The following is a 22,697-nucleotide window of genomic DNA, read 5'->3' on the forward strand; positions in this document are numbered from 1 at the left end:
CGTGCCCCGGTCGCCGTCGGCGGCCGGGGCACGGTGACCGCAGGTCAGGCCGGGCGCACCAGCAGCGCGACCGGGTAGCGCGAGAGCAGGTCCGACAGGGCGGGCGCGGGACCGTCCACCGGGCGGTTCCCGATCATGTCGTGCCAGTCGTCGAAGCCGCCGGGCAGCGGCAGCCGGGTGTCGCCCCACCCGCCGCGGCGGGCCAGCCCCTCGGGCAGCCGGGTCGCGACGGCGACGAGCGCGCCCCCGCCGCGGGAGAACGCGACGGCGTGCTCCGCCGCGGTGCCCTGGGCGTCGACCCGGCCGTAGCCGCTGAACAGCTCCGGGCGGAACCGCCGCAGCCGCGCCGTCGCCGAGGTGACCAGCAGCTTCGCCGCACCGCCTCCGTCGACCGGTGGCTGCTCGCCGGCGTCGAGACGCTCCAGGATCGCGCGCCGGGCGTCCCAGTCGACCGGGCGCCGGTTGTCCGGGTCGACCAGCGAGTACTCGAACAGCTCGGTGCCCTGGTACACGTCCGGCACACCGGGCCCGGCCATCTGCAGGAGCTTCTGGGCCAGCGAGTTCGACCAGCCGGGCTCGGCGATCTCCGCGACGAACGTCTCGATCTCGGCGACGAGCTCGGTGTCGGCGAGCACCTGCTCCGGCCAGGCCGCGATCGCCTCGTCGACCTCGGCGACGGCGTCGATGTGCGAGGTCACCAGCTTGGCCTCCTTGGAGGCCTTGCCGAGGTAGCCCGCGAGCCGGTCGGCCGGGATCGGCCACGCCCCGACCAGCGACTGCCAGGCCAGCAGCTCCAGCGACCGGTCCGGCAGCGGGTGGCGCACCGACCACTCGCGGACCTTCGCCGCCCACGACGCGGGACGCTCGGCGAGCACGGCGAGCCGCGCCCGGACGTCCTCCGAGCGCTTCGTGTCGTGCGTGGACAGCGAGGTCATGGTGCGCGACCGCCCGGCCTCCCGGCGGGCGAGCCCGGTGTGGAACTCCTCGGGCGTCACCCCGAACCGGGCCGGGTCGCCCCCGACCTCGTTCAGCGCGACGAGCCGGTTGTACCGGTAGAAGGCGGTGTCCTCGACGCCCTTCGCGGTGACCATCCCGGAGGTCTGCTGCAGCCGGGTCGCGTAGTCCGACCCGGGCTCGCGGACCAGCCCGGAGTGCAGCGCCCCCAGGACCGCGGCCAGGTCGGGGCGGCGGGTGCGCGCCACCGCGACCGCGGTGTCGGCGGCCGCCCGGCCCTCCGTGATCTCCGGGGTGAGGTAGGAGCGGTAGACCGGGAACCCGCACAGCAGCTCGGCGACCGCGTCGTGCAGGTCCTCGGCGGCGACGTCGGCCAGGTCGAGCCCGGTGGTGCCGGAGTCGGCGCCGGGTCCCGCGCGGAAGGCGTCGGCGATCCGGCGCACCTCCGCGACCAGGATCTCCCGGACGACGAGGTGGCGGCCGTCGTCCTCGACGGCGTGCGCGGAGCGCTTCTCCCCGGTGTGCTCGGCGGCGAACTGGGTGAGCAGCCCCGCCCCGTCCGGGTCGACGAGCACCCCGCAGACCTCGCGCAGTGCCTCGTAGCCGGTGGTGCCGTCGACCGGCCAGGAGATCGGGAGCTCCTCGCCGACCCCGAGGATCTTCTCGACGAGCAGCCACCGGCCCGGGCCGAGCTCGGCGCGCAGCCGGCGGGCGTAGCCGCCCGGGTCGGACAGGCCGTCCGGGTGGTCCACCCGCAGCCCGACGACGGTGTCGTCGGAGCGCACGATGTCGAGCACCGTGCGGTGGGCGTCGGCGAACACCGCCGGGTCCTCGACCCGGACCGCGGCGAGGTCGCTGACGTCGAAGAACCGCCGGTAGGTCAGCTCTGCGGCGCCGCGCCGCCAGGACACGAGCCGGTAGTGCTGGCGGTCGTGCACCTCCTGCGCGGTGCCCTCGCCGGTCCCGGGCGCGAGCGGGAAGCGGTGCTCGTAGTAGCGGAGCTCGCCGTCGGTCACCGACAGCTCGGTGAGCGCCTTCTCCTCGTCAGCGTCGAGCACCGGCAGCAGGATCGGCCCGGCGCCCCAGTCGACGTCGAAGTGTCCCGCCCACCGCGACGCCTCGCCGTGCGTGAGCACGTCCCACCACCACGGGTTCTCCGCGGGCTTCGCGACGCCGACGTGGTTGGGGACGATGTCGATCAGCATCGTCAGCCCGTGCTCGCGCAGCGTCGCGAGCAGCGACCGCAGCCCCTGCTCACCACCGCGCTCACCCGACACCCGGGTCGGGTCGGTCACGTCGTAGCCGTGGGTGGACCCGGCCGTGGACTCCAGCAGGGGGGAGGCGTAGAGCGCCCCGATCCCCAGCCGGTCCAGGTAGCCGGTGAGCGCGGCCGCGTCGGCGAAGGTCTGCTCCGCCGACAGCTGCAGCCGGTAGGTCGATCCCGGAAGGCGCGTCACGCCTCAGCCCTTCGATCGCAGGACGAGCAGGGAACGGGCGGGCAGCGTCAGCACCGAGCCCGCGGACACCGGGTCGAGGTCGGTCCCGGTGACGCCGGCGGCGTTCGGCGGGTGCACCTCGCCGGCGTGGGTGTCGACGACGATCTCCCACGCCTGCCCGAACTCGGCGGGCGGCAGTGTGGTGTCGATGTCCTCCCAGTAGGAGTTGAAGCAGAGCAGGAACGAGTCGTCGACGATCCGCTGCCCGCGCTGGTCGACGTCGGCGATCTGGCCGCCGTTGAGGAACACGACGACCGAGCGGCCCAGGTCGTTGTCCCAGTCCTCCTCGGTCATCTCCCGGCCGGCCGGGGTGAACCAGCCGATGTCGGCGACGTCCTCGCTGGTGGAGGACCGGCCGATCGGGCGGCCGGCGAAGAACCGGCGGCGGCGGAACACCGGGTGCGCGTGCCGCAGCGCGGCGACGCCCGCGGTGAAGGTGGTCAGCGCGTCGTGCTTGCCGGCCAGCTCCCAGTCCTGCCAGGCGATCTCGTTGTCCTGGCAGTAGACGTTGTTGTTGCCGCCCTGGGTGCGTCCGGCCTCGTCGCCGTGCAGCAGCATCGGGGTGCCCTGGGACAGCAGCAGCGTCGCCAGGAAGTTGCGCTGCTGGCGGGCCCGCAGCTCCAGCACCGTCTCGTCGTCGGTGGGGCCCTCGACGCCGCAGTTCCAGGACCGGTTGTGGCTCTCGCCGTCGTTGCCGTCCTCGCCGTTGGCCTCGTTGCGCTTCTCGTTGTAGGACACGAGGTCGGCCAGGGTGAAGCCGTCGTGCGCGGTCACGAAGTTGATCGAGGCGTACGGGCGCCGGCCGTCGCCCTGGTAGAGGTCCGAGCTGCCGGTGATCCGGGACGCGAACTCGCCGAGGGTGCCCGCCTCGCCGCGCCAGAAGTCGCGGACGGTGTCGCGGTACTTGCCGTTCCACTCGGTCCACAGCGGCGGGAAGTTGCCGACCTGGTAGCCGCCGGGGCCGACGTCCCACGGCTCGGCGATCAGCTTGACCTGCGAGATCACCGGGTCCTGCTGGACGAGGTCGAAGAAGGTCGAGAGCCGGTCGACGTCGTAGAACTCCCGCGCCAGGGTGGAGGCGAGGTCGAACCGGAAGCCGTCGACGTGCATCTCGGTGACCCAGTACCGCAGCGAGTCCATGATCAGCTGCAGGGTGTGCGGGTTGCGGACGTTGAGCGAGTTCCCGGTGCCCGTGTAGTCCATGTAGTAGCGGGCGTCGTCGTCGACCAGCCGGTAGTAGGCGTGGTTGTCGATGCCGCGCATGGACAGCGTCGGGCCCATGTCCGAGCCCTCGGCGGTGTGGTTGTAGACCACGTCGAGGATGACCTCGATGCCCGCGTCGTGCAGGTCGCGCACCATCGCCTTGAACTCCGCGACCTGGGTGCCGGACCGGATGGAACCGGCCGAGTAGGCGTGGTGCGGGGCCAGGAAGCCGATGGTGTTGTAGCCCCAGTAGTTCGACAGGCCCTTCTCGGTGAGGTGGTGGTCCTGCACGAACTCGTGCACCGGCATCAGCTCGACGGCGGTGATCCCGAGCCGCTTGTAGTGCTCGATCATCGCCGGGTGCGCGACGCCGGAGTAGGTGCCACGCAGCTCCTCCTCGACGTCGGGGTGCTGGATGGTCAGCCCCCGCACGTGCGCCTCGTAGACGACGGTCTCGTTGTAGGGGATCTTCGGCGGACGGTCCGAGCCCCAGTCGAAGTACGGGTTCACGACGACCGACTTCGGCACGTGCGGCGCGGAGTCGGTGTCGTTGCGCGAGTCCGGGTCCCCGAACTTGTAGCCGAACACGGCCTCGTCCCAGTCGACCGGGCCGTCGAGGGCCTTGGCGTAGGGGTCGATGACCAGCTTGTTCGGGTTGCAGCGCAGGCCCTGGGCCGGGTCGTACGGTCCGTGCACCCGGTAGCCGTAGCGCTGGCCGGGCTCGATGCCGGGCAGGTAGCCGTGCCAGACGAAGCCGTCGACCTCGGTCAGCGGCACCCGGGTCTCGGCGAGACCGCCGGGGGCGCCGGGGTCGGGGGAGAACAGGCACAGCTCCACGCCCTCGGCGACCTCGGAGAACAGTGCGAAGTTGGTGCCGGTGCCGTCGTAGCTGGCACCCAGCGGATAGGCGTGCCCGGGCCAGGCCTGCATGGTCTGCGTCCTCTCGTCGCGCGCCCCGGCCGCAGGCCGCGGGCGCGCTCACACTGTGTCGGGCGGGCACCGTTGCCGCATGGTGGGCGGGACCGTCGGCGGTCCACGCCACATCACCTCCGCGTCCGCAGCAGCTGCGGACGGGGGCGGTCGATCGTCCCAGGTACGGTCAGGAGTCGGCGAGCCGGGCGGGGAAGCCGCCGGTGGCGACCGGGCTCCACCGGGCCGGGGTGATGCGGATCAGGGCCTTCCCCTGGTCGGACATGGCGCGGCGGTACTCGTCCCAGTCCGGGTGCTCGCCGGAGATGGCGCGGAAGTAGTCGACCAGCGGCTCGAGCGCGTCCGGCAGCGTGATGAGCTCGGCGTCGCCCTCGACCTGCACCCAGGCGCCGTCGAACTCCTCGCTCAGCACCACGACCGCGGCCCGGCCGGCCTTCGCGACGTTGGCCGACTTGGCGCGCTCGGGGTAGGTGGCGATCACGATGCGCCCGTCGTCGTCGACGCCGCCGGTGACCGGGGAGGCCTGCACGCCGCCGTCGGAACGGGTGGTCATCAGCACCATGTGGTGCCGGGGACGGACGAACTCGAGCAGCTCGTCCCGGTCGACGCGGTCACTGCGGGCGATGGTGCGGGGCATGCCCGAAATCCTAGGGTGGCCGGGGGCCCCGCGCCCGCCGTTCCTCACCCCGCGCCGCGGGCCACTAGGGTCCGGATCCGTGGCCACCGTCTTCACGAAGATCATCAACGGCGAGATCCCGGGCCGGTTCGTCTGGGCCGACGAGCAGTGCGTCGGGTTCCTGTCGATCAACCCGCTCGGCCCGGGGCACACCCTCGTCGTGCCGCGCGCGGAGATCGACCAGTGGGTCGACGCCGACGCCGGGCTCGTCGCCCACCTCACCGAGGTGTCGCGGACCGTCGGGCTCGCGGTGCGCGAGATCTGGTCGCCGCCCCGGGTCGGTCTGCTGGTCGCCGGGTTCGAGGTGCCCCACCTGCACGTCCACGTGTTCCCGGCCTGGGACATGCGGGCCTTCGACTTCGCGAACGCGGCCGCCACCGTCGACGGCGCCGAGCAGGACGGGCACGCCGAGGCCCTGCGCACGGCGCTGCGGGCCGCCGGGCACGACGCGCACGTCCCGGGCTGAGCGGGTGCACCTGCTGCTCGTCCGGCACGCGCTGCCCGAGGCCGTCGAGCACGACGACGGCACCCACGCCGACCCGGGCCTCGCGCCGCAGGGCCGGGACCAGGCCGCCCGGCTGGTCGACGCGCTGGCCGGCACCCCGGTCGACGCGCTGCACACCAGCACGATGCTCCGCGCGGTCCAGACCGCCGAGCCGCTCGCACGCGAGCGCGGTCTCATCCCGCACACCCGCGCCGACCTGCGCGAGTACGACGCCGAACGCTCGCTCTACGTCCCGGTCGCCCGGATGGCGCAGGCCGACCCGGCGGCCTGGGAGCGGATGCGGGCCGGGCACCTGCCCGAGCACGTCGACGGCGCCGCGTTCCGGGCCCGGGTGTGCGCCGGGATCGAGGAGGTCGTCGCGGCGCACCCGGGGCGGGCGACGGTGGTCGTCGTCGCGCACGCGGGCGTGGTCAACGCCTACCTCGCCGAGGTGCTGGGCATCGGCCGGGACCTGCCGTTCCCGCTGGACTACGTCGGGATCTCGCGGGTGGTGTGCGCCCGTGACGGGATGCGCAAGGTCCGGACGGTGAACGAGACGGCCCACGTCGTGGACCTGCTCTGATGCCGGAGCGGACCGTTGCGGGACGGTCACGTCGACCGCTTGCCGTCGACCGTTTGCCGTCGATGGCGACGCACGTGACGGGCCTGTGACGCCGCTCATACGCCGTTCGCCGCCGTCGTTGCGCCGCCCGGCTTCACGCGGATCATCCGGGGCGACGACCGGGCGGGGTGTACCTAGGCTCGACGGGAACTCCTGCCCGCCGCCGACGCCGAGGTTGTAGGCCCCCGCGCCGAGGTCGGGTGCCGGGTCCGCAGCGGGCCGCCCACGCCGGACTCCGAAGGGACCCCACGCCGATGGTCGAGCGCGGCGGCTCCGGGACGGGAGACGACGAGCCTCGCGACCCCGATCCCGCCGCCGGCGTCCGCGGCCCCTTCTCCGTCCCGGACTTCCGCGCGCTGTGGACCGCGGAGGTCCTGTCGGTCGCCGGCGACCAGGTCGCGCGGGTCGCGCTGACCGTCCTGGTCCTGAGCGAGACCGGCTCGGTGGCGTGGTCGGCGGGGGTCTACGCGCTGACCTTCCTGCCCGCCCTGCTCGGTGGGCTGCTGCTCGGCCACTTCGCCGACCGGTGGCCGCGTCGCCGGCTGCTGATCGGGACCGACCTGGTCCGGGCCGGTCTCGTCGTCGCCATGGCCGTGCCCGGTCCCGGGCTGCCGGTCCTGGGGGCGCTGCTGGTGCTGGTCGTCCTGCTGGGCGGCCCGCACACCGCGGCCCGCTCGGCCCTGCTGCCCGACCTGCTGTCCGGGGACCTGCTCGCCCGTGGCCTGGCGCTGCGTCAGGTCTCGGTGCAGGTGGCGCAGGTGGCGGGCTTCGCGGGGGGCGGTCTGCTCGTCGCGACGCTGACCCCGCGCGGCGCCCTGCTGGTCGACGCCGCGACGTTCGTCGGCTCGGCGGTTCTCGTCGGCCTCGGTGTCCGGTCCCGGCACGCGGCGGTCGCGGCCGGACCGTCGGCGGCGACCGCGCCGGCCGCGGCCGCGTCGGAGCCCGGGTCGGCGACGCGGTGGGGGGCCCGGTCCGGCGCCTGGTGGCGGTCGGCGCTGGCCGGTCTGCCGGTCGTGTTCGGCCACCCCCGGCGGCGTTCGCTGGCCCTCATGGCCTGGATGCTCGGCATCTTCGTGCTGCCCGAGGCGCTGGCGGCGGCCTACGCCGTCGCGATCGGGGCGGGCCCGGCGGCGACCGGGCTGCTGATGGCGGCCGACCCGGCGGGCAGCGCGGTCGGGGCCCTGGTCGTCGCCTACGTGCTGCCGGCCCGGCTGCGTGAGCGCGGCCTGGTGCCGCTGGCCGTCGGGGCGGCGCTGCCGCTCGCACTGACGCCGCTGGCGGCCGGCCTGTGGCAGGCGGTCGCACTCTGGGCGGTGTCGGGAGCATGCGCCACGGCCTGCCTGATCGCGGCCCAGTCGGGCTTCGCGCGGGCGACGCCGAGCGCGGTCCGCGGGAGCGCCGTGGGCGTCGCCGCGTCGGGTCTCGTGGCGACCCAGGGGGTCGCGGTCTTCGCCGGCGGGATACTGGCCGAGTGGACCGCTCCCGCGACGGCGCTCGGTGTGTTCGGTGCGGTGGGGATCGTGCTCGCCCTCGGTGCGGTCCGGATGCTCCGGTCGGCCGGTCCGGGGGCGGTCGCATGACCCCGGCACGCGTGGTTCCCGGTGCTCACCAGCCTCGGTTGCGCACGACGTCACCTCCTGTCGTCCGGTATGGCGGCACCGCCGCCTCTTCTGTCACTCATCGTGACGAATCGACGACCATCATACCCGTTCGGGTGACATCGACGGTGTCGGACGAACGCGATGTGCCGATCGGTCCCGTCCGTTCGGGTAGGTACTCGTGACCGGGACCGGGAGTGGCGACCCCGAACGTCCCCGCTGGCCCTTCCGCGGCCTGCCGGCACGGGTGCTCGCCGTACTGGTGCTCGTCGAGCTCACCGCCGTGGTGCTCGTCGTGACCGACGTGGCCCGGCTGCCGTGGGACCGTGACACCGGCCTGCTGGCACTGGGCGCACTCGGCCTCGCGGCGCTCGGCGCGGTGCACACCGAGATGGCGACCGGCATCGAGCGGGTGCGCCGGCGGGTCGCACACGTCTCCTACTTCGACCTGTCGACGGTCTGGACCTTCGCCGCCGCGCTGCTGTTGCCACCGGGGGTGGCGGGCCTGGTGGTCGTCGCCGTCTACGGCCACCTGTGGTGGCGGGTCTGGCGCCCCGCCGGGGCGCAGCTGTACCGGCACGCCTACACCACCGCGACCGTCGTGCTCGCCGCGATGGCCGCCTCGGTCCTCGTCCCGTCCGAGTCGCTCACCGCGGCCGCGGGGGTCGGCGGCGGGAGCCAGGTGGTCGGCTACCTGTCGCTGCTGCTGGCCATGGCGGTCTACGGACTGGTCAACCAGCTGCTCGTCGCGACCGCGCTGGCGCTGTCCTCGCCGCACCGCCCCGACTGGCGACGCCTGGTGGGGGACTGGGACGACCACGTGCTGGAGGGCGCGACGCTGTGCCTGGCGGTACTGGCCGCGCTCGCCGTGCAGCGCCAGGTGCTGCTCGTGCTGCTGGTCCTCCCGCCGCTGCTGGTGCTGCACCGGGCGGTGCTGATCCGGCAGCTGGAGGAGCGGGCGAACACCGACGCCAAGACCAACCTGCTGACCGCCGTCGCGTGGCGGGGCCGGGCGCACCGGGCGCTCGCTAGGGCGCGGCGCCAGCGCGGTGCCGTCGCGGTGCTGATCCTCGACCTGGACCACTTCAAGGCCGTCAACGACGGCTACGGCCACCTGGCCGGCGACGAGGTGCTCTCCGCCGTCGCCGGGACGCTGAAGGCCCAGGTCCGCGAGGTCGACCCGGTCGGGCGCTTCGGCGGGGAGGAGTTCGTCGTCCTCCTGGCCGGGCTGCCGGTGGGGCCGGAGGGGCGCGAGCTCGCCCACAACGCGGCCGAGCGCATCCGGCGGACCGTCCGGTCGCTGGCCGTGCACGTCGACGGCCCGGGCGGCGGCATCACCATCTGCGACCTGTCGGTGTCGGTCGGGGTCGCGGTGACCGGCGGCGACGGCGAGTCCCTCGACGAGCTGCTGCAGGTCGCCGACCACGCCCTCTACGCGGCCAAGCGGGCCGGGCGCGACCAGGTCCGGACCGGGCGCGACGGGAGCGTCCCCGGCCGCTGACCCGCGGCGACCGGTTCCGCCACGGCCGGGCCGCGGCGGTCGGTCGGCGCCTGGCCGTGGCGGGTCGCGGCGGGAGCCGGGCCACGGCGGGTCGCGGCGGGTGCCGGGGCCGTGGCGGCCGACCGGCGCCGTCCCGGCGGCAGCGGGAGTCGGCCGGGGGCGTCAGGCGTGCTCGGACTCGGCGGGGAAGGTGTGGCGCCCGATCCGCACGGCGTCGCGCCCGGCCCGCTTGGCCGCGTAGAGGGCGGAGTCGGCGACCTCGAGCAGGCCGGTCAGGGCGTGGCCGTCGTCGGGGAACAGCGCCCCGCCGATCGAGACGGTGATCCCGGCGCCGGCCCGGGGCGACGGACGGCCGTCGGTCCCGGCGGCGCCCGGGGACGGTGCGGGCAGCCGCTGGGCCGGGACCCCGTCCGGCGGTGCCACCGGGCCGGAGTCGCCCGCGATCCGCCTGCGCAGGCGCTCGGCGATCTGGCGGACCTCCTCGCGCCCGTCGTTCCCGGAGAGCCGGGGGAGCAGCACGACGAACTCCTCCCCGCCGAACCGGCCGACGAGGTCGTGGTCGCGCAGCTCCTCGCGCAGCACCTGGGCGGTGGCGGCGAGGACCTGGTCGCCGTAGAGGTGGCCGTGGGTGTCGTTGATCTCCTTGAAGTGGTCCAGGTCGAGGATCAGCAGCGCCGCGGGCCGCCGTTCGCGTTCGGCGAGGGTCAGCTCGTGGGTCCCGCGCAGGTGCCAGGCCGCGTGGTTGAGCAGCCCGGTCTTGGCGTCGGTGTCGGCCCGTTCGCGCAGCTGGCGGACCAGGATCGTGCGGTGCAGGGCCAGGATGGGCGGCACCGCGAGCAGCGCGACGAACGGCCCGCTCGCGGCCAGCGCTCCCGCCGTCAGCGCCCCCAGGCAGAGGGTCGCCAGCTCCAGGGTGAGCTCGTCGCCGCCGAACAGGATGCGCACCACCCGGGTGTCCGGGCTGGCCACCGCGACCACGCCGAGCACCAGGCAGGTGTTGACGACGGTGTAGGTCAGCAGCGCGAGCAGCAGCGCGACGGTGCCGGGCAGGCTGCCGTAGAGCTCACCGGGCCGGGTCGCGGCGAGCACCCCGGCCGCCGCGTGCACGGACAGGATGACCGTCGCGGTGCTGTAGACCTCGCGGTAGACCGGCCTGCGGTCCGGGGGCGGCACCGGCCGCAGCACCCGGACGTAGAGGTGGGTGTAGACGACCACCACCACGAACGCGCCCAGTACCGGTGGCAGCAGCAGGGCCGAGGCGAAGGTCCAGACCGAGGTCAGGTTCACGTGGTGGGTCTCGGCGGTGTAGCGCCGGATGCGTTCGACGCCGGCCACGACCTCGGTGTGCAGGATCCCGGCCACGGTCAGGGTGGCGAGCAGCACCAGCGTCGAGTGGTCGAGCCGGGGCGGGTTCAGCAGTCCGGCCAGGACCAGGCAGACCGCCAGCAGCTCCACGGCGAGGACCGGGCCGAGCAGCCGTCCCGGGATGGACCAGATCGGCCAGCGGGTGACCTGGTGCAGCCGGACCGGTTCCGGGGCCATACGTCCCTCCCTCGCCGGCGTCGTCCCACCCGATCCTGCCCGTCCGCAGCAGCGACCGGCGTGCCGCCCCTCCGTGATCCTAACCGCACTCGTCGCCGTCAGTGATCGATACGGCTTCGTGATCGAGTCGTAGCTGCTCGGACGAGTGGCGTGATCACGCTGAGTGTCGGCCGTACGGCCGCCCCGGTGACTGTTGATATCGCAATGGTGCTCCCTGGTTTGTTCGTCGGTCGACGGCGGGTCACCCTTTTCGGCGGCGGCACCGGTGAATACGTGAGAGACCATGTCGGTATGCCGGTAATTGCTGTCCCGTGATGTCACGGCGGCGCCACGACGTGCGGGATGTCGATCAGGAAAGGGGTGTCCGATGCGCAACTGGGGTTGGTGAACGCGTCCGCGGTAAGTGCCGCGGCCATTGTGTCGATCAACTGTGGGTCCGAGTGCGAAAGGAGATCAACAATGCGTAACTGGGGTTGGTGAGAACAGTGGACGTACCGCGTCGCAGCACGGGACGCGGCGGGCACCGTCCGGGTGACGGACGACGCCCGCCGCGCCCGGCAGCGCCATCGGGTCGCCTCGGCTACCGGTCCGTAGAGTGGGACCACGAGTCGATGCCGGTCCTCCGTGGTGGAGGACGCCCGAGCAGGGCCGGCGGCGAGGAGGCAGTACGTGACGACGAACCGGGGACTCTCGGCGATCCGGCGCCCGGCCGATCTGCGAGGGCTCGGGCCCGACGAGCTGACCTCGCTCGCGGCCGAGATCCGTGGGTTCCTGATCAAGGCGGTGTCCCGCACCGGTGGTCACCTGGGGCCCAACCTGGGTGTGGTGGAGCTGAGCATCGCCCTGCACCGGGTCTTCGAGTCCCCGCAGGACACCCTGATCTGGGACACCGGGCACCAGGCGTACGTGCACAAGCTGCTGACCGGCCGTCAGGAGGGCTGGGACCGGCTGAAGAAGACCGGCGGGCTGTCGGGCTACCCGAGCCGCGCCGAGTCCGAGCACGACCACGTGGAGTCCAGCCACGCGTCGTCGTCGCTGTCCTGGGCTGACGGGATCGCCCGCGCGCACGCCCTGACCGGGGTCGACCGGCACGTCGTCGCCGTGATCGGCGACGGGGCGCTGACCGGCGGCATGGCCTGGGAGGCGCTCAACAACATCGCGGCCGGCGAGGACCGCAACGTCGTGGTCGTCGTGAACGACAACGGCCGCTCCTACTCGCCGACCATCGGCGGGCTGGCCGACCGGCTCGCGTCGCTGCGGCTGCAGCCCGGCTACGAGCGGGTGCTCGAGGCCGGCAAGCGCACCGTCCGCGGCACCCCCGTCGTCGGGCCCGCGCTCTACGCCGGCCTGCACGCGTTCAAGGCCGGGGTGAAGGACGCGCTCTCCCCGCAGGAGCTGTTCTCCGACCTGGGGCTCAAGTACTTCGGCCCGGTCGACGGCCACGACATCGGCCAGCTCGAGTCCGCGCTGCGCCGGGCGAAGCGCTTCGGCGGGCCGGTCATCGTGCACACGGTCACCCGCAAGGGCAACGGCTACCCGCCCGCGGAGAACGACGAGGCCGAGCAGATGCACAGCCCGGCCGCGTTCGACCCGGAGACCGGTCTGCCCACCGGTACCCCGGTCACCGGCTGGACCGACGTGTTCGCCGAGGAGATGGTGGCGCTCGGGTCGCGGCGCACCGACGTCGTCGCGATCACCGCGGCGATGCTCGGCCCGACCGGCCTGGCGCCGTTCGCGGCCGCCCACCCGGACCGCATCGTCGACGTCGGGATCGCCGAGCAGCACGCGCTGACCACCGCCGCCGGGCTGGCCCGGGCCGGGCGGCACCCCGTCGTCGCGCTGTACTCGACGTTCCTCAACCGCGGCTTCGACCAGCTGCTGATGGACGTGGGCCTGCACCGCGAGCGCGTCACGCTGGTGCTGGACCGCTCCGGCGTCACCGGCAGCGACGGCCCGTCGCACAACGGGATGTGGGACCTGTCGCTGCTGGGCATCGTGCCCGGCATGCGGGTCGCCGCCCCGCGCGACGAGGAGACCCTGCGCGAGGAGTTCCGAGAGGCCACCGCGGTCACCGACGGCCCGACCGCGCTGCGCTACCCCAAGGGCTCGGTGATCGGCTCGGTGCCCGCGCTGCGCCGCCTCGACGGCCCGGCCGGGGTCGACGTGCTGCACGAGCCGTCCGACGGGCGCTCCCAGGTGCTGCTCGTCTGCGTCGGGGCGTTCGCGAAGTCCGGTGTCGCCGTCGCCCGGCGGCTCGCCGACCAGGGCGTCGACGTGACCGTCGTCGACCCGCGGTGGGTGCTGCCGGTCCCGCGGGAGCTGCTCACGCTGGCCGCCGACCACCAGCTCGTGGTCACCGTCTCCGACTGCGGCACGCACGGCGGGTTCGGCTCCGCGCTGTCCGACGCGCTGCGCGCCGCCGAGCTCGACGTGCGCCAGCGCGACCTCGCGCTGCCCCAGGAGTACCTGGAGCACGGCAGCCGCGACGACGTCCTCGCCACCTGTGGGCTGACCGAGCAGGACATGGCCCGCCGGATCACCGAGTGGGCGGCCGCGGCGGTCCCCTCGACCCCCGAGTGCGCCGTTCCCGGGCGGGAGCGCACCCGCTGATGCGCGTCATCGTCGTCGAGGACGAGCCGGCGATGGCCGACGCCGTCGTGCGCGGCCTGCGCCGGGACGGGATGGCCGTCGACGTGGCCTACGACGGCGACGAGGGCTCGGAGAAGCTGTCGGTGACCCGCTACGACGTCGCCGTCCTCGACCGGGACCTGCCCGGCCGCAGCGGCGACGACCTGTGCGACGAGCTCGTCGCCGCGGGCGGCCTGACCCGGGTGCTGATGCTCACCGCGTCGGGCACCCCGGCCGACAAGGTCGAGGGCCTGTCCCGCGGCGCCGACGACTACCTGGCCAAGCCGTTCGACTTCCCCGAGCTGGTCGCCCGGGTCCGGGCGCTCGGTCGTCGGGCGACCCCGGCGGTGCCGCCCACGCTGCGGGCCGGCGACGTCGTGCTGGACCCGGCCCGGCGCACCGTGCTGCGCTCCGGGCGGCCGGTCGAGCTGACCCGCAAGGAGTTCGGCGTGCTGGAGGTCCTGCTCGCCGCGGGCGGGGCCGTGGTGTCGTCGGAGGAGCTGCTCGAACGCGTCTGGGACGAGAACGCCGACCCGTTCACCACCACGGTGCGGGTCACCGTCATGACCCTGCGCAAGAAGCTCGGCGCGCCCGGGCCGATCGACACCGTCGTCGGTGCCGGGTACCGGGTGCCCGCCGACGGGACCCCCACGGCGTGACGGCGTGGGCGCCCTCCGGCCGCGGCTGACGCTGCTCGCGACGGCGCTCGTCGCCGCGGTCGCCGCGCTGCTGCTCTGGCTCGGCTGGATGCTGGTCGGCGCGGTGGTCGCGGGCACCCCGGCGCTGCCCGGGACGGTGTTCGTCGGCGGGGTCGCCGTGCCCGCCGAGACCGCCCGCGACGCGGTCGCCGCCGCGGCCCGCGCCGAGGTGCTGCGGGCCGGGCTGATCGCGTTCCCGCTGGTCGTCGCGGCCGGGGCGGTCACGTCCTGGGTGCTGGTCGGGCGGGTGCTGTACCCGCTGCGCCGGGTCGTCGAGACCACCTCGCGGCTCTCGGCGAGCTCGCTCGACGAGCGGGTCGCGCTCGCCGGTGCCCGTGGCGAGGTCGCCGAGCTGGCCGCGGCCGTCGACGCGATGCTCGACCGGCTGCAGGCCGCGTTCGACGCGCAGTCCCGGTTCGTCGCCAACGCCGGGCACGAGCTGCGCACCCCGCTCGCGGTGCTGCGCACCGAGATCGACGTGACGCTCCAGGACCCCGACGCCGACGCCGAGGAGCTGCGCCGGATGGCCGGGGTCGTCCGGGAGGCGGGCCGCCGCTGCGACGAGCTGGTCAGCGGGCTGCTGCTGCTCGCCCGCACCGAGGCCGGGGGAGCGATGCCGGGCTCCGACCGGGTGCCGGTGGACCTGGCTGCGCTCGTCGCCGCGGAGCTCGCGGCCGTGACCGGGGACGTCGCCGCCCGCGGCCTGGTCGTGCGCACCGACCCGCGGCCCGCGACGACCCGGGGCAACGAGCCGCTGCTGCGCCGGATGGTGGCGAACCTGCTGGAGAACGCGGTGCGGCACAACCGCGACGGCGGCTGGATCGAGGTCGGCTGCGGGACTGGCACGCCCGAGCCGGGAGTCGTGCTGCGGGTCGCGTCGTCCGGGCCGGAGCTGGCCCCGGACAGGGTGGCCGAGCTGTTCGAGCCGTTCCGGCGGGGCCCGGTGGCCCGCACCGCCCACACCCGCGGCTCCGGGCTGGGGCTGTCGATCGTGCGGTCGGTGGCCACCGCGCACGGCGGGTCCGTGCACGCCGAGGCGGTGCCCGGTGGGGGACTGGCGGTGCACGTCGCGCTGCCCGACGACAGCACGGCCCCGGCGCCCTCGGGTGGGGCGCCGGTCCTCGCGCGCTGACACTCCACAGGGGACGCGGGCCGAGCAGGCCCGGCCGGCTCAGCGGATGCGGGCGGCGCGGCGTGCGTGGCTCGGCGTGGGAGGGTGGCTCAGCGGGCGCGGGCGGCCAGGGCCGGTTCGAGCAGCGGGGCGAGCAGCTCGACCTGCCACGGGCGGGCGCCGCCGGCGACCAGGGCGGCCGGGAGGTCGCCGTCGGTGGGCGGGGTCCAGCAGACCCGGCGCAGCAGGTCGGGCTGCAGCAGGTTCTCCACCGGCACGTCGTGCTGCTCGGAGACCGTGGTCAGTGCCGCGCGGGCGGCGGCGAGCCGGGCCGCGGCATCGGGGTCCCGGTCGGCCCAGCGCGACACCGGCGGCGGGCCGTCGGTGGTGGCGGCGCCGCGTGGCAGCTCGGCCTCGGGGAGGTCGGCGGCCCGGCGCAGCGCGTCGAACCAGTAGCGGGCCAGCCTGCGCTGGGAGCGTCCGCGGAACACCGGCAGCTCGGCCAGTGCCTGCGGGGAGTCGGGGTTGCGCACCGCGGCGTCGACGATCGCGGCGTCGGGCAGGACCCGGCCGGGGGCGATGTCGCGCTCGGCGGCGAGGGAGTCGCGGGCCTGCCACAGCTCCCGGACCGCGGCGAGCGGGCGGGGGCGGCGGACCTTGTGGATGCCGGAGGTGCGCCGCCAGGGCTCCGCGCGCGGCGGGGACGGCGGGGCGGTGCGGACCGCCTCGAACTCCTGGCGGGCCCACTCGAGCTTGCCCTGCTCGTCGAGCATCTCGGTCAGGACCGAACGCAGGTCGACGAGCACCTCGACATCGAGCGCGGCGTAGACCAGCCAGTCCTCGGGGAGCGGGCGGCGCGACCAGTCGGCGGCGCCGTGCCCCTTCTCCAGGCCGAGGCCGAGCAGGTTCTCCACCATCGGGCCGAGCCCGACCCGGGGCAGCCCGGCCAGCCGGCCGGCGAGCTCGGTGTCGAACAACGACGCCGGGCGCAGGTCCAGCTCGGCCAGGCACGGGAGGTCCTGCGAGGCCGCGTGGAGCACCCACTCCGGCCCGTCGAGGGCCTCGGCGAGCGGGCCCAGCTCGCCGCGCAGCGGGATCGGGTCCACCAGCGCGGACCCGGCCCCGGTACGCCGCAGCTGCACCAGATAGGCGCGCTGGGAGTACCGGAAGCCGGAGGCACGCTCCGCGTCGACGGCGACCGGGCCGCTGCCCCCGGCGATCGCCGCCGCCACGCGGGCGAGGTCGTCGGGGGTCGCGGTGACCGGGGGGAGGCCGTCGGCGGGACGGAGCAGCGGTACCGGATCGGGTGAACCGTCCGGAGTCGCCGAGACCGGCGGCCGGGTCGTGTCCGTACCGCCGGCGGCGCCGGTCCCGGGAGTCAGCGAATGACCCCCGCGCGCATGGCGAGCGCGACCATCTGGGCGCGGTCGCCGGTGCCGAGCTTGCGGCCGATCCGGGAGAGGTGGCTCTTCACCGTGAGTGCGGAGAGGTTCAGGGCCTCACCGATCTCCTTGTTGGACTGGCCGTCCGCGACGAGCTGCAGCACCTCGACCTCGCGGGCCGAGAGCTCCCGCGGGGTGTTGTCGGTGCCCGGCACGCGGGACCCGGTGGCGAGCAGGGGGGCGACCGTCGGGTCGGCGTAGACGCCGCCGTCGAGCACCCGCTTGACGCCGTCGGTCACGACCGAGGGCGACGCCGACTTGAGCAGGTACGCCTGCGCGCCGGCCTGGAACGCCGAGCGGACCGCGTACGGGTCGTCGGAGGAGGCGAGCACGACCAGCCGGTTCCAGCCGAGCGAGCGGAGCTCGCTGACCAGGTCCAGCCCGCTGCCGTCCGGCAGGGTCAGGTCGAGGATCGCGAGGTCGCAGGGACCCGCGGCGTGGGCGCGGGCCCGCGCCTCGGTGACCGAGGCGGCCTCGTGCACGGTGCCCGCTCCCATGGAGCGCAGCCGTCCGGCGATCGCCTCCCGGAGCAGCGGGTGGTCGTCCACGACGAGAACCGTGAACAGCTCCTCCCGCGGCTGCGGGACGATCCCCGGCGAGAGCACTGCTCCACCGATCGGAGCGCCACCTGCGGTGGTGCTGCCGGAGCTCTGCGCCGGCACTTGCTGGCCAAGTACAGCCACGTCGTCAACCTTCCTGGAGTCGGTCGTACGCCCCCGACCAACACCGGAACCCGAGGGACGGAGAGTGGCGCTCGGCCGCCCGGGCGGGTGCCATGGAAGAGATGGTATCCCTCCATGCGGCCTAACGTCTGGTGTGCATTCGTCTTTCCGGCCTGGAAAGTTACATGCATGTGGGCGCGGTCCCACCCCTCCGGGTGAAAGATTTCCGACGCATGCCGTTGACCTGCGACGTTCAGCCGGGTGATCGGCTCAACGGCACTGCGCCGACCGGCGGCAGACCCGCTGCGGTCGACACCAGGGACGCGAACGCGACGGCGTGTCGGGACAGATCACCGTCGCTCTCCGTGGGCGACCAGGAGGCGCGCAGCTCGACGTCGTCCTCCCGCGGCGGCTCCTCCCCGGGGCCGCCACCACCGCCGCTGAGCCCGCCGAAGCGGACCGACGAGGTCTGGGTGACGGTCCCGCCGAGCGCGGTGAAACCGGCGCCGGCGTGCTCGAGCGCGTCGGTCAGCCAGGACCAGCCGATCCGCGGCAGCATGTCGTCGCCGAGCTGGCCGGGCTCCAGCCGGGCCTGCACGAAGCAGACCAGCCGGAAGGTGCCCTCCCAGCGTTCCTGGCCGTCGGGGTCGTGGAGCAGGATCAACCGGCCGGAGGTGTCCGGCTCGTCGAGGTCGTCGGTCCCGTCGCCGCGGTGCCCGATGTCGGCCTCGACGCTGGTCGCCCAGCTGTACGGCGCGAGCCGGGGCGGGGCCTCGAGCGGCCGCACCACGAGCTCGGGGCGCGGTCGGACCGACGCGAGCGAGCGGACCGCGCTGCGGAACGCTGCTGGTGGTGGTGAGTTCGGGTCCGGCACGGCGTCGGACTCTAAGGTGCGATACCCGTCGTACCTGGCAGGCGCGCCGGGGCGCCCGAGCACCGGCCCGGTCCGCGTGGGATCATCCGGAGGTCATGACTGCAGGCATCGTCTCCGCGCCCCCCGCCCGCCGCGACCTCGCGGGAGCACCGTTCCTCGACGCAGCGCGCGGTGCGACGCCGTCGCGGCTACCGGTCTGGTTCATGCGCCAGGCGGGCCGCTCGCTGCCGGAGTACCGGGCCCTGCGCCAGGACAACGCGATGCTCGAGGCGTGTCTCACCCCGGACCTGACCTGTGAGATCACCCTGCAGCCGGTCCGCCGCCACGACATGGACGCGGCCATCCTGTTCTCCGACATCGTGGTGCCGCTGTACCTGGCGGGCATCGGGGTGGACATCGTGCCGGGCACCGGCCCCGTCGTGGACTCGCCGGTCCGCACCGCCGCCGACGTCGCGGCGCTGCCCGAGCTCGCGCCGGAGCAGGCGGCGCGCGTCACCGAGGCGATCGGCCTGCTGCTGCCCGAGCTGGGCCGGGTCCCGCTGATCGGGTTCGCGGGCGCCCCGTTCACCCTCGCCTCCTACCTCATCGAGGGCGGCCCGAGCCGCAACCACGAGCGGACCAAGTCCCTCATGCGCTCCGCCCCCGACGTGTGGCACGCCCTGCTCGGCAAGCTCGCCGTGCTCACCGGCACGTTCCTGCAGCAGCAGGTCGCCGCCGGGGTGGACGCGGTCCAGCTGTTCGACTCCTGGGCGGGCGCGCTGTCCGAGCGCGACTACCGCGAGTTCGTGCTGCCGCACTCCGCCACCGTGCTCGGAGCGCTCGCCGGGGCCGGCGTGCCGCGGATCCACTTCGGGGTCGGCACGGCCGAGCTCCTGGGCGCGATGACCGACGCCGGCGCCGACGTGATCGGCGTCGACTGGCGGACCCCGCTCGACGTCGCGGCCCGCCGGGCCGGTGGCGCGGTGCCCGTGCAGGGCAACCTGGACCCGGCGGTGCTGTTCGCCGGTCAGGACGCCGTCGACGCCGAGGTCGTGCGGATCGCCGCCGAGGGCGCCCGCACCCGCGGGCACGTGTTCAACCTCGGCCACGGCGTCCTGCCGCCCACCGACCCGGACGTGATCACCCGGACCGTCGAGACGGTGCACGCCCAGCCCGTGGCCGGGCCGACGGGCGACCGTCCGTCGCGATGACCCGCGTCGCCGTCGTCGGCGGCGGTGTCTCCGGTCTGGCCTGCGCGCACCGGCTGCGCACGCTGCTCGGCCCGGCCGCCGAGATCGTCGTGCTCGAGCAGCGTGACCGGCTCGGCGGCGTGCTGCGGACCATCGACCTCGCGGGGGCGCCCTTCGACGTCGGCGCCGAGGCCTTCCTCGTCCGCCGCCCCGAGGTCCCCGCGCTGCTCGCCGAGATCGGGCTGGCCGACGCGCTCACCCACCCCACCGCGGCGACGGCGACGATCCGCGCCGGCGGGCGGACCGTGGGCCTGCCCCGCGGCACCCTGATGGGCGTGCCCGGCCGTGACGCCGACCTCGGGGGAGTGCTGTCCGACGCCGGACGGGCCGCGGTCGCCGCCGAGCCGTCCACGCCGCTGGACTGGGACCCCGGCACCGACGTCGCGCTCGGGGCGCTGCTGCGCCGCCGGTTCGGCCCCGAGGTCGTCGACCGGATCGCCGACCCGCTCCTGGGCGGTGTCTACGCCGGGCGGGTCGACCGGCTCGGCCTGCGCGCCACCGTCCCGGCGCTGGCCGCCGCGCTCGACGCCGGGGCCGGATCGCTGACCGAGGCCGCCAGCACGGGGATGGCCGGGTCCGGCCAGCGCGGCGGGACCCTCGCCGCCGGGACGCCCGCCGCGGGGACCGGCCGCACCGCGCCGCCGCCCGCCGGGAACGGGGCCGTCGGCGGCACCGGGGCCGAACCGTCCGCGGTGCCGCAGCCGGTGGCCGTCGGACCGGTCTTCGGAGCCGTGCGCGGCGGCTACCGCGAGGTGATCGCCGCACTCGTCGCCGCGTCCGGGGCCCGGGTGCGCACCGGCGTCACCGTGCGGGAGCTGCACCGCCGCCCCGACGGCTGGCGGCTCGTCCTCGGACCGGTCCCTCAGGCGGAGGCGCTCGACGTCGACGCCGTCGTCCTCGCCGTCCCCGCACCCGCCGCCCGCCGGCTGCTGGAGCCGGTCGCCCCGGCCGCGGCCGCCGCGGCCGGGCGGATCGAGCTCGCCTCCTCCGCGGTCGTCGCGCTCGCCTTCCGGGCCGCCGACGTCGCCGGCATGCCCGGCACCTCCGGCTGTCTGGTCGCCGCGGACGAGCCGCTGTCGGTCAAGGGCGTCACCCACGCGTCGACGAAGTGGGCCCACCTCGGTCAGGACGGCCTGGTCCGGCTCCGCGCCTCGATCGGCCGGTTCGGCGAGGAGGCGAGCCTGCAGGTCGACGACGCCGAGCTCGTCGCCCGTGTCCGTGCCGACCTGGCGGTGCTCGACGGCGTCGACGCCGTCCCGGTCGCGTCGTTCGTGCAGCGCTGGGGCGGCGGTCTGCCGCAGTACGGCGTGGGGCACGGCGCGGTCGTCGACACGCTGGAGTCCGCCGTCGCCGCCGTCGGGGGCCTGGAGGTCGCCGGGTCGATGCTGCACGGGGTCGGCGTCCCCGCCTGTGTCGCGACCGCCCGGGCCGCCGCCGAGCGGCTCGCCCCGGCCCTGCTCGCCGCACCGACCGGTCGCTGAGGGCACCCTCACCGGCCGCGTACCATGCCGGACATGGCCCGCGTGGACGTCAAAGCGATCAACGACACCATCCGCTACACCATGTGGTCGGTCTTCCGGGTCGAGCCCGGCCGCCTCGGCGACGACCGCTCGGCCGCCGCCCGCGAGGCGACCGAGTACCTCGACTCGCTCGCCAACAAGGACGTCACCGTCCGCGGCGTCTACGACCTCGCCGGTGTGCGGCACGACGCCGACTACATGATCTGGTGGCACGCCTCGGAGATCGAGTCGCTGCAGGCCGCCTACTCCGACCTGCGCCGCACCACCGCGCTCGGCCGGGCGAGCGTGCCGGTCTGGAGCCAGACCGCGCTGCACCGCCCGGCGGAGTTCAACAAGAGCCACGTCCCGGCGTTCATGGCCGGTGAGGACCCGAAGCGCTACGTCTGCGTCTACCCGTTCGTCCGGTCCTACGAGTGGTACCTGCTGCCCGACGCGGACCGGCGCACGATGCTCGCCGACCACGGCAAGGAGGCCCGGGACTACGCCGACGTGCGCGCCAACACCGTCCCGGCGTTCGCCCTCGGCGACTACGAGTGGATCCTCGCCTTCGAGGCCGACGAGCTGTACCGCATCGTCGACCTCATGCGGCACCTGCGCGGCACCGAGGCCCGCCGCCACGTCCGCGAGGAGATCCCGTTCTACACCGGCCCGCGGGTCGAGGTCGGCGACCTCGTCGCGTCCCTGCCCTGAACGGCGGTGGGGGCCGCCGCCCGGCGGCCCCTACTCCGCGGCGGGCTCGAGGGTCAGCGACACCGAGTTGATGCAGTAGCGCAGGTCGGTGGGGGTGCCGTAGCCCTCCCCGGCGAACACGTGGCCCAGGTGGCCGTGGCAGGTCGCGCACAGCACCTCGGTGCGCGTCATGCCGAGGCTGGAGTCGGTGCGCTCGATGACGGCCTCACCCGCGAGCGGGGTGAAGAACGACGGCCACCCGCAGTGCGACTCGAACTTGGAGTCGCTGCGGAACAGCTCCGCCCCGCAGGCCCGGCAGCGGTAGACGCCGGTGGTGGTCGTGTCGGTGTACTCACCGGTGAACGGGCGCTCGGTCCCGGCCTTGCGGAGCACCTGGTACTCGTCGGGGCTGAGCTGGGCCCGCCACTCGTCGTCGGTCTTCTGCACCGGCGCGGCCGGGAGCTCGGCGTCGGAGGTGGTGGTGTTGCGACTGAACAGACCCATGCATCCACGGTAACCCGTCGATCGGTCGTGTGCCGCCGGTCGTCAGACCCAGGTGGCGACGACGAACCCGGCCGCGTTCGCGATGACCCAGGCCGCGACGAGCAGCAGCAGCACCGTCACCCCGACGGCGGCGGCGCGCTGCGGGCCCCGGAGCCGGTTCGCCGACTCCGCGAAGTCCCCGACGCCGCGGATGTAGCCCTCCACCGAGCACGACGGCACCCGCTGCATGCGGTCCAGGTGCGCGGCGAACGCCCGCGCCTCCGGGTCCTCCGGGTCGAGGCCCAGCAGGTCGTCGTCGAACCGGGGGGACCGGTCGGAACTCATGGGCACACGATAGTCGCCGGGGGTAGGTTC

The 22,697-nt window shown here is 74.8% G+C and carries 20 protein-coding genes; 11 read left to right on the plus strand and 9 right to left on the minus strand.

Annotated features, from left to right (window positions below; translation table 11 throughout):
* Nucleotides 1-44: 44 nt before the first annotated feature.
* From treY to KPL57_RS43985, 3 genes are all read right to left on the minus strand, one after another.
* Nucleotides 45-2,411, minus strand: coding sequence for a malto-oligosyltrehalose synthase (treY, locus tag KPL57_RS43975; protein ID WP_226356302.1), 2,367 nt, complete (start codon nucleotides 2,409-2,411; stop codon nucleotides 45-47).
* 3 nt (nucleotides 2,412-2,414) lie between these two features.
* Nucleotides 2,415-4,583 carry a glycogen debranching protein GlgX gene (gene glgX / locus KPL57_RS43980; RefSeq protein ID WP_226356303.1) on the minus strand — a complete coding sequence of 723 codons (2,169 nt, stop codon included), beginning with the start codon at nucleotides 4,581-4,583 and terminating at the stop codon, nucleotides 2,415-2,417.
* 169 nt (nucleotides 4,584-4,752) lie between these two features.
* Nucleotides 4,753-5,220 carry a PPOX class F420-dependent oxidoreductase gene (locus KPL57_RS43985; protein WP_226356304.1) on the minus strand — a complete coding sequence of 156 codons (468 nt, stop codon included), beginning with the start codon at nucleotides 5,218-5,220 and terminating at the stop codon, nucleotides 4,753-4,755.
* Nucleotides 5,221-5,299: 79 nt separating this feature from the next.
* On the opposite strand from KPL57_RS43985, the gene KPL57_RS43990 reads away from it, so the two are divergent.
* The 4 genes from KPL57_RS43990 (at nucleotide 5,300) to KPL57_RS70760 (ending at nucleotide 9,464) form a co-directional block, all read left to right on the plus strand.
* Nucleotides 5,300-5,725: an HIT family protein gene (locus KPL57_RS43990; protein ID WP_062402348.1), complete on the plus strand. Its 426-nt coding sequence runs from the start codon at nucleotides 5,300-5,302 to the stop codon at nucleotides 5,723-5,725.
* 4 nt (nucleotides 5,726-5,729) lie between these two features.
* The gene (locus tag KPL57_RS43995; protein WP_226356305.1) at nucleotides 5,730-6,326 is read left to right on the plus strand and encodes a histidine phosphatase family protein; all 597 of its coding nucleotides are present in this window, start codon (nucleotides 5,730-5,732) and stop codon (nucleotides 6,324-6,326) included.
* Between the two features lie 293 nt (nucleotides 6,327-6,619).
* The gene (locus tag KPL57_RS44000) at nucleotides 6,620-7,945 is read left to right on the plus strand and encodes an MFS transporter (protein ID WP_226356306.1); all 1,326 of its coding nucleotides are present in this window, start codon (nucleotides 6,620-6,622) and stop codon (nucleotides 7,943-7,945) included.
* 199 nt (nucleotides 7,946-8,144) lie between these two features.
* Nucleotides 8,145-9,464, plus strand: coding sequence for a GGDEF domain-containing protein (locus KPL57_RS70760; protein WP_226356307.1), 1,320 nt, complete (start codon nucleotides 8,145-8,147; stop codon nucleotides 9,462-9,464).
* 162 nt (nucleotides 9,465-9,626) lie between these two features.
* On the opposite strand, the gene KPL57_RS44010 is transcribed toward KPL57_RS70760, so the two are convergent.
* Entirely contained in the window at nucleotides 9,627-11,006 is a 1,380-nt protein-coding gene (locus KPL57_RS44010; protein ID WP_226356308.1) for a diguanylate cyclase, read from the minus strand.
* Nucleotides 11,007-11,156: 150 nt separating this feature from the next.
* On the opposite strand from KPL57_RS44010, the gene KPL57_RS44015 reads away from it, so the two are divergent.
* From KPL57_RS44015 to KPL57_RS44030, 4 genes are all read left to right on the plus strand, one after another.
* A complete protein-coding gene (locus tag KPL57_RS44015) occupies nucleotides 11,157-11,321 on the plus strand; it encodes a hypothetical protein (protein WP_226356309.1) in 165 nt (54 codons plus the stop codon).
* Between the two features lie 354 nt (nucleotides 11,322-11,675).
* The gene (gene dxs / locus KPL57_RS44020) at nucleotides 11,676-13,616 is read left to right on the plus strand and encodes a 1-deoxy-D-xylulose-5-phosphate synthase (protein WP_226356310.1); all 1,941 of its coding nucleotides are present in this window, start codon (nucleotides 11,676-11,678) and stop codon (nucleotides 13,614-13,616) included.
* Nucleotides 13,616-14,293: a response regulator transcription factor gene (locus tag KPL57_RS44025; RefSeq protein WP_062404606.1), complete on the plus strand. Its 678-nt coding sequence runs from the start codon at nucleotides 13,616-13,618 to the stop codon at nucleotides 14,291-14,293. Before dxs ends, KPL57_RS44025 begins: the two co-directional genes overlap by 1 nt.
* 4 nt (nucleotides 14,294-14,297) lie before the next feature.
* A complete protein-coding gene (locus tag KPL57_RS44030) occupies nucleotides 14,298-15,464 on the plus strand; it encodes a cell wall metabolism sensor histidine kinase WalK (protein WP_226356311.1) in 1,167 nt (388 codons plus the stop codon).
* An 89-nt stretch (nucleotides 15,465-15,553) separates the two neighbouring features.
* Here KPL57_RS44030 and KPL57_RS44035 read toward each other — a convergent pair whose 3' ends face one another.
* The 3 genes from KPL57_RS44035 to KPL57_RS44045 all read right to left on the minus strand — a co-directional run bounded on the left by KPL57_RS44035 (nucleotide 15,554) and on the right by KPL57_RS44045 (nucleotide 18,421).
* Nucleotides 15,554-16,735 (minus strand): ribonuclease D, encoded by a 1,182-nt coding sequence (locus KPL57_RS44035; RefSeq protein WP_226356710.1) that lies wholly within the window; start codon nucleotides 16,733-16,735, stop codon nucleotides 15,554-15,556.
* A gap of 86 nt (nucleotides 16,736-16,821) precedes the next feature.
* Complete coding sequence (locus tag KPL57_RS44040; RefSeq protein WP_010233729.1) at nucleotides 16,822-17,490, minus strand: response regulator transcription factor; 669 nt, start codon at nucleotides 17,488-17,490, stop codon at nucleotides 16,822-16,824.
* A 310-nt stretch (nucleotides 17,491-17,800) separates the two neighbouring features.
* The gene (locus KPL57_RS44045; protein WP_226356312.1) at nucleotides 17,801-18,421 is read right to left on the minus strand and encodes a DUF3000 domain-containing protein; all 621 of its coding nucleotides are present in this window, start codon (nucleotides 18,419-18,421) and stop codon (nucleotides 17,801-17,803) included.
* Between the two features lie 95 nt (nucleotides 18,422-18,516).
* Here KPL57_RS44045 and hemE point away from each other — a divergent pair, with 95 nt between their 5' ends.
* From hemE to hemQ, 3 genes are read left to right on the plus strand one after another with little or no spacing between them, the layout of a single operon-like run.
* Nucleotides 18,517-19,611: a uroporphyrinogen decarboxylase gene (gene hemE, locus KPL57_RS44050; protein ID WP_226356313.1), complete on the plus strand. Its 1,095-nt coding sequence runs from the start codon at nucleotides 18,517-18,519 to the stop codon at nucleotides 19,609-19,611.
* Nucleotides 19,608-21,131 (plus strand): protoporphyrinogen oxidase, encoded by a 1,524-nt coding sequence (gene hemG / locus KPL57_RS44055; protein ID WP_226356314.1) that lies wholly within the window; start codon nucleotides 19,608-19,610, stop codon nucleotides 21,129-21,131. Before hemE ends, hemG begins: the two co-directional genes overlap by 4 nt.
* 33 nt (nucleotides 21,132-21,164) lie before the next feature.
* Entirely contained in the window at nucleotides 21,165-21,860 is a 696-nt protein-coding gene (gene hemQ / locus KPL57_RS44060; protein ID WP_226356315.1) for a hydrogen peroxide-dependent heme synthase, read from the plus strand.
* Nucleotides 21,861-21,890: 30 nt separating this feature from the next.
* Here hemQ and msrB read toward each other — a convergent pair whose 3' ends face one another.
* Nucleotides 21,891-22,343: a peptide-methionine (R)-S-oxide reductase MsrB gene (gene msrB / locus KPL57_RS44065; RefSeq protein ID WP_083658895.1), complete on the minus strand. Its 453-nt coding sequence runs from the start codon at nucleotides 22,341-22,343 to the stop codon at nucleotides 21,891-21,893.
* 42 nt (nucleotides 22,344-22,385) lie between these two features.
* Nucleotides 22,386-22,667 carry a hypothetical protein gene (locus KPL57_RS44070; RefSeq protein WP_073577094.1) on the minus strand — a complete coding sequence of 94 codons (282 nt, stop codon included), beginning with the start codon at nucleotides 22,665-22,667 and terminating at the stop codon, nucleotides 22,386-22,388.
* Nucleotides 22,668-22,697: the final 30 nt, after the last annotated feature.

The sequence above is a fragment of the Pseudonocardia sp. ICBG601 genome (assembly GCF_020496245.1).